This is a genomic window from Kitasatospora sp. NPDC057500 (genome assembly GCF_042802195.1).
In the GTDB taxonomy this organism is placed as follows: domain Bacteria; phylum Actinomycetota; class Actinomycetes; order Streptomycetales; family Streptomycetaceae; genus Kitasatospora.
This window is the reverse complement of record NZ_JBHVER010000304.1, coordinates 1-6,811: the sequence shown is the minus strand read 5'-3', so window position 1 is coordinate 6,811 and position 6,811 is coordinate 1. Positions and strand designations below refer to the sequence as shown.

Genomic DNA, 6,811 nt, shown 5'->3' with positions numbered 1-6,811 from the left:
GGGGCCGGCCTCCCAGAGGAACCGGCGGAGGCCGCGCACACCACCGAATGGGACGAGGCGCTGCGGCGCGGCCACCACGCGGGCGTGGACCCGGCCGGCGAGGACGTCGGCGCCCCGAGCCTCCACGTCGACGGCGCCGCGCCCTTCGGGCCGGTGCTCAACGCGGTCCCGCGGGGGGCCGAGGCCGTCCGGGCCTTCGACGGCGTCCGGCCGACGGCCGGGCACCCGGCGTTCTTCGAGCTCAAGCACGCCCGCACCGGGCCGCCGGACTTCAGCCGAGCGAGCGCCGGGGGTCGCCGGACGCCGCGCCGCGCCACCGCGGCCAGGACAGCGCGGTGAACGCGCGCAGCAGCCACTCCGCCGGCCCGTACGGGTGCCGGGCCAGCCACCAGCGGCAGCCCGCGGCCTGCGCCGCGAACAGCGCGACGCCGATCAGCGCCACCCCGGCCGGCGCCACCCGCCCGATCAGCCCGGCCCCCACGCCGGTGAACAGCAGCACGCAGACCAGCGACTGCGTCAGGTAGTTGGTGAGCGTCATCCGCCCGGGGGGCGCCAGTACCGCCACCAGCCGCCGCCCGTGCCGTCCGCCGGCCAGCCTCAGCACGGTGGCCGCGTACGCCGCGGCCAGCACCGGCGCGGTGATCACGTCCACCCCGAGCGCGAACACCTCGGCCGCGGGGCCGGGGTGGGTGAGCGCCGACCACGTGTAGACGCCCGCGCCGAGCAGCCCGAGCGGGAAGCCGACCGCCTGGAGCCGGCGCAGCGTCCGGTCGTGGCGGGCGAGGTCGGCCAGCGCCCGGTGCCGGCCGGCCGCCAGGCCGAGCAGGAAGGCCCCGAGGGCCGCCGGGGCCTGGAAGAACGCCAGCAGGAACAGCACGTCCGGCAGCTGGTCGAGGTGTGCCCCGATGACCGATCCGGGCCCGCCGCGCAGCGCCTCGGTGGCCCGCTGCGCGTCGGCCGCGGCGGCGGCCGGGTCCCCGCCGTCGGCGCCGCGCAGGGCGAGGGCGAGCAGCAGGTAGGCGGTGGCGGTGACCGCGAACAGGGCGACGGCCGTGCGTACCGCGGTGCGCGGCCGGATCCGGTGCAGGGCGAGCAGGACGAGCCCGAGCACCGCGTAGGTGGTGAGGATGTCGCCGGGGAAGAGCAGGACGGCGTGCAGCACCCCGAGCGCGAACAGGCCGGCCAGGCGGCGCAGGAAGCGCGGGGTGAAGCGGGCGCCGCGCCGTTCGGCGGAGTCGAGCTGCAGGGTGAAGCCGTAGCCGAAGAGGAACGAGAACAGCAGGAAGAACTTGGCCTCGAACAGCAGCGCCACCACCGCCCGTACGCCGGTGTCGAGCGGCGAGCCGAAGCCGGGCTCCTCGACGCCGGTGCCGTGGTAGGCGGAGGCGAGGTAGGTGATGTTGACGGTCAGGACGCCGAACAGCGCGAAGCCGCGCAGCGCGTCGACGTCCGCGAGCCGCGCGGGTCGGGTGTGTTCCAGCTCCATGGAACCCCTCCAAAACTATCGCCATGGAAACTCTCGTATCGAGCATGAACGTTATACAGTCAATCATGCAAATCCGTGGTCCTCGGCGGCGTGGGCGTGCTGCCGTGCGCCCCGCCATGTGCTGCCGTGCTCCCTTCCGGAGCCGGGCGGCGGCCGTCAAGATGGTCCGCGCCCTGCTGGGCCGGAAGCGGGGCGAGGGAGTCCGGACGAGCAGGCGGGGGTGACGGGGGCAATGGCAGAGGTCTTCATCACGGTCGGGAACGGCGCACGCGGGGGCGCGGACGTCCACGAGCTCGCGCGCTGGCTGGCCGACGAGCCGGCCCTGCGCGGCCGGGTGCGGCACGCCGTCAGCGGGCCGCCCGTCGCGGGTGCCATGGGGACGGTGAGCGATCTGCTGATCGCCGTCCTGGAACCGGGCGGTGCGGTCACGGTCCTCGTCGGGTCGGTGGTCGCCTGGGTCCGCGGCCGACGGGAGCGGCGGACCGTCACCCTCCGGCGGGCCGACGGCGTCGAGGTGACCGTCGCCTCCGACCGGGTCGGCCGGCTCGACCCGGAGGAACTGGCCGCCCTGGTCCGCGCCGTCGCCGAGGCGATCGAGCCGGACGCCGCCGAGGCCCGGGGGGCGGCCGGGACCCGCGGGGCGGCCGAGGCGCCCGAGGTACCCGTCGAGCCGGTGCCCGCCGACCGCGCGGACTCCGACGGGCCCGACCGCCGCCCGCCCCACCACCGCCCGGGCGACCGGCCGGAGGAACCGTGAACGGCTCCCCGCCCGGCCTGGGCGCACTGCCCGGCGCCCACGCGATCCTGGTCGGCACCGGCCGGCACGGGCCGCGCTCCCGCCTGGAGCCGCTGCCCGCCGTCGACACCACGCTCGACGACCTCCAGACCGCGCTCCGCGAGGTCTGCGGGCTGCCCGCCGCCCGGATCCACCGGGTGCGCCCCGAGGCCGACCAGACCGAGGTGCTCGCCACCGTCGAACGGGTGGTCGCCAAGGCCTCCGGCGCGGTCGCCCTCCACTACGTCGGCCACGGCCTGCTCGGCCCCAACGACGAGCTCTACCTGGCCACCTGGCACGTGCGCACCGAGCACGAGGTCGCCCACGCGGTGGCCTACCGCACCGTCCGCGACCTGCTCGGCCAGGCCCGCGGCGGCAGCATCGTGGTGCTGGACTGCTGCTACTCCGGGCGGGCCGCCGTCCCCTTCGGCCACCCCGACCGGGACCCGTTCGCCCGGCTCTGGCCGGTCGGCAGCTTCCTGCTCACCTCGGCGAACAACTTCGCGCAGTCCTTCGCCCCGCCCGGCGCCCGGCACACCCGGTTCAGCGGACGGCTGCTGAGGGTCCTCACCGAGGGCGACCCCGAGGGAGCGCCGGCGCTGACCATGGACGGCCTGCACGCCGTCCTCGCCCGGCAGGCCGAGCACGAGCCGGTCCGCCCGCGCGGGCACAGCGAGGGCGACATGGGCACCCTCGCCATCGCGCCCAACCGCGCCTACCGGCCGGCCGCCGACGGACGGCGCGAACCGCCCGGCAACGTGCCCTGCCCCTATCCGGGCATGCGGCCCTTCCGGCTGAAGGAGAGCCGCTACTTCTCCGGCCGCGCCGAGCTGATCGAGCACTTGCTCGACATGGTCTGCGACCGGCGCGCGCCCGGGCCGACCGTGCTGGTCGGCGCCTCCGGGGCCGGCAAGTCGTCACTGCTGCGCGCCGGTCTGCTGGCCGGCCTCGCCGACCGGCACGGCCGGGGCGCGGCGGACGTGCCGTGGCCGGCCCTGGAGGTGGCCGCCCCCGGCCCCGCGCCGATGACCACCCTCGTCCGCCAGTGGGCCCGGCTCACCGGCCGGACCGCCGAGGACGTGCAGACGGCCTTCGCGGCCGGCCGCTTCCCGGCCCCGCTGCCCGGGCACTCCCCCTGCGGGCTGCTGGTGGTCGACCAGTTCGAGGAGGTGTTCACCCGCTGCGAGGACGAGCGGCAGCGGGACCGCTTCATCGACCTGCTGTGCCGCCCGGACGTCCCCGGCCGGCCCGAGACCGTGATCGCCCTGCGGGCGGACGCCTACGGACACGCGCTCGCCCACCCCGACCTCGCCGCCGCACTGGACCGCAACCAGCTGGCGGTCGAGCCGCTGAAGGGCGCAGCGCTGCGCGAGGCGGTCGAACTGCCCGCCGGGGAGGCCGGGCTGACCCTGGAGAGCGGCCTGGTCGACCGGCTGCTGCACGACCTGCGGCAGGGCGGCGGCAGCCACGAGCCGGTCGAGGGCCTGCCCTTCCTCGCCCACGCCCTGCACGAGACCTGGCAGCGGCGCAGCGGCGCCGTCCTCACCCTGGCCGGCTACCAGGACACCCGGGGCATCTGGCACGCGGTCGCCAACACCGGCGACAAGCTGCACGAGCGCCTCGACGCCGCGGGGCGGGCCGCGCTGCGCGACGTGCTGCTGCGCCTGGTCCACCTGGACGCCGACGGCGGGGCGCGGCGGCGCACCGCCGACCTGCCCGCGCTGCTGGAGGGCAGGCCGCCGGAGGAACGGCGGGCGCTGCGGGACGTCATCGAGGCGCTCGACCGCTCCCGGCTGGTCACCCGGTCGGAGAACGGGGCGCAGATCTCCCACGAGGCGCTGCTGCGCGGCTGGCCGCTGCTGGGCCGCTGGATCCGCGAGTCCCGGGTGGACCTGCTGCGCCACCAGGAGATCGCCGAGCGCGCCGCCGCCTGGGTGGCGGGCGGGCGCCGCGCCGACGGCCTGCTGGCCGGCGAGCAGTTGGAGCGCCTCCTGGTGGCGCCCGCCGAGGGCCCCGGCCTGCCGCTGGCCCCCGTCGAGCGGGAGTTCCTGGACACCAGCCAGGCCACCGAGCGCCGCGGACGCCTGCGGCGCCGGCGGCGGCGCGCGCTGGCCTTCGCGCTCGCGCTGGCCGTCACGGCGGGCGGGACGGTGGGCGTGGTGCGCGTGGTGGGGGCGCGGACCGAACGGGAACGCCGGCAGGCCGCGGTCGCCGCCTCGCAGCGGCTGGCCGAGCAGGCCGACGCGCTGCGGGCCGAGAACCCGGGCGAGGCCCTGGACCTGAGCCTGGCCGCCTACCGCACCGCCGCCACCCCCGAGGCGCGCGGCGCGCTGCTGGCCTCCGCCCTCCAACCGGTGCAGGCCCGTCTCACCGGCCACACGGCGTTCGTGCTCGGCCTGGCCTTCAACGGCAGCGGCCGCACCCTGGCCAGCGCCGCCGCCGACAACACCGTGCGGATCTGGAACACCGCGGACCGCTACCACCCGTCGCCCGGTGAGGTGCTGGAGGCCCGGGGGAACGCGGCGCTCGCCTGGCACCCGGACGGCAACCACCTGCTGGTGCACACCCCGGCGGACCTGTCGGTGTGGGACCTCACGGATCCCTCGCGACCGAAGCTGGCCTCCCGGAGCGCCGCCGACGCGGGCCCGGTCACGGCCCTGTCGGTGAGCGCCGACGGGACGGCGCTCGCGGTGGCGGCCGTCGGCGGACTGCGGCTGTGGGACCTGAGCGACCTGTCCCGCCCCGGCCCCCTCGCCCCCGACCGGGCCGGATCCGGGAGCCAGGGCGAGTCGGTCGTCTCCGTCTCCTTCCACCCGGACGGCCGCACGCTCGCCCTGACGGTGCCCAGCGGACGCGTGCGGATCCTCGACGTCTCGGACCGGGCCCACCCGGACCTGCTCGCCGAGCCCGCCGACGCCGCCGCGCAGGCCGTCGCCTTCAGCCCGGACGGCCGGCGGCTGGCCGGCGGCGGGGGCAGCGGGCTGCACCTGTGGGACACCGCCGACCCGGCGCGGCCGGCCGCGCTGCCCGACCCGGCGCCCGGCCAGGAGACCCAGCCGTCGCTCTCCTTCCCCGCGCGGGACACGGTGCTGGCCACCGTGTCCCACCGGGGGCGTCTTCGGCTCACCGCGCTCGACGACAAGCCCCCCGCCGTGCGGGAGGTCCCCGGCGGTTCCGGTCTGCTGGCCGCCGCGTACGCGCCCGACGGCCGCACGGTCGCCGCCGGCGACGAGAACGGCGTCGTCACGCTCTGGAACCCGCCGGTGCAGAGCCTGCCCGAGTTCCTCACCGGCTCGCTGGACCTGGGGGAGCCGGTGTTCTCCCCCGACGGCCGCTACGGGGTGGGCCGCTCCGGCACCATCTGGCGGATCGACCGCGACGGCCCGCCGGTCCCCGTCGGGACGGTGCCGGGGGCGGCCGGCGAGGTCCGCTTCCTCCAGGGCCGCGACGTGCTGGTCGGCATGGCCGGCCCCGGGCTGCTGCGGCTCTGGTCCTTCACCGACGGAACGGCGCGCCCGGCGGGCGGGGTCTCCGTCCCCGGGGCCCTCGCGGGCCGCCCGGTCGTCGGGGCGAGCCCGGGCAGCACGCTGATCGCCGTGTACAACGGCACGCCGCCGACCGTCTACCTGTGGGACATCCAGCAGGTCCACCACCCGGCGCAGGTGGCCGAGATCACCGACCAGTACCCCAACACCGACACCGGGCTGACGCTGTTCGGCGCCAACGGCCGCCGGCTGGCCGTCACCCACAACACCCAGTTCCGGATCCTGGACCTCACCGACCCGGCGAACCCGCGGCAGCTGTCGCTGGTCCGGGGACAGCGGATGAGCCTGGACACCAGCGGCGACGACTGGCTGATCGTCAGCCGCGAGGTGATCGCGGGCGAGGGCTCCCACCGGCCGAACACCGCCTGGACACCGGACGAGGACGGCACGGCCACCCGGCTCGCCGCCGGTCCCCGGCTCGGCGACACCGCCCGCTTCGCCCGCGACCGGACCATCGCCGCGCTGTCCGACCTCGGGCAGCCGTTCCTCGCCGGGCTGGACAGCCCCGGCAAGCGGTACGCCCTGCCCGGCGGGCTGAGCAGGATGACCTCACTGGCCGTCGCCCCGGGCGCCGGGCTGCTGGCCGCCTGGGCGCCGACGGACCCGACCGGGGCGCCGCTCGCGCTCTGGCGGCTCCCGGCCGCCGGCGCCCCGCCCGGCAGCGCCGAGCTGATCGCGCAGACCCGCCTCGACCGGTCCGGCCTCGTCCTGGAGGGGTTCCGGCCGGGCGACGGCGCGCTGCTGCTCGGACTGCCGTCGAGCCCGCTGGCGCTGCTGGGCGGTGAGAGCGTCCTGGTGCCGTCCGACTTCGACCGGCTCCGCGCGGGCCTGTGCGCGGTCCGCACGATCCGCTACGCCCGGGCCGAGTGGGAGAACATCTTCTCGGACCTGCCCTACGCGGACCCCTGCGTCTGAGAGGTCGTTTTCGTCTTTTTAGCCCGCGTATGAGCTGATTCTCGGAGTGCGTGGGCGTGGTGCGGAAGCAGCTGTAGACACGGTTGGGGT

Annotated in this window: 3 protein-coding genes and 1 pseudogene; 3 read left to right on the top strand and 1 reads right to left on the bottom strand. The window is 77.0% G+C overall.

Annotated elements, in window-relative coordinates; all coding sequences use genetic code 11:
• Positions 1–339 (top strand): annotated as a pseudogene (locus tag ACFU74_RS35040) (hypothetical protein); the annotation flags it as partial.
• On the opposite strand, the gene ACFU74_RS35035 reads toward ACFU74_RS35040, so the two are convergent.
• The gene (locus ACFU74_RS35035; RefSeq protein WP_380764182.1) at positions 272–1,486 is read right to left on the bottom strand and encodes a DUF418 domain-containing protein; all 1,215 of its coding nucleotides are present in this window, start codon (positions 1,484–1,486) and stop codon (positions 272–274) included. The pseudogene ACFU74_RS35040 and the gene ACFU74_RS35035 overlap by 68 nt on opposite strands.
• Positions 1,487–1,718: 232 nt before the next feature.
• On the opposite strand from ACFU74_RS35035, the gene ACFU74_RS35030 reads away from it, so the two are divergent.
• Positions 1,719–2,243: a hypothetical protein gene (locus ACFU74_RS35030; protein ID WP_380764181.1), complete on the top strand. Its 525-nt coding sequence runs from the start codon at positions 1,719–1,721 to the stop codon at positions 2,241–2,243.
• Positions 2,240–6,721, top strand: a complete 4,482-nt coding sequence (locus ACFU74_RS35025; protein WP_380764180.1) for a hypothetical protein — start codon at positions 2,240–2,242, stop codon at positions 6,719–6,721. Before ACFU74_RS35030 ends, ACFU74_RS35025 begins: the two co-directional genes overlap by 4 nt.
• The last annotated feature ends 90 nt before the right edge of the window (positions 6,722–6,811 follow it).

What these genes read in the sequence shown, in the direction of transcription:
- ACFU74_RS35035 (WP_380764182.1), bottom strand. Translation starts at nt 1,486, where the DNA reads ATGGAGCTGGAACACACCCGACCCGCGCGGCTCGCGGACGTCGACGCG.
- ACFU74_RS35030 (WP_380764181.1), top strand. Translation starts at nt 1,719, where the DNA reads ATGGCAGAGGTCTTCATCACGGTCGGGAACGGCGCACGCGGGGGCGCG.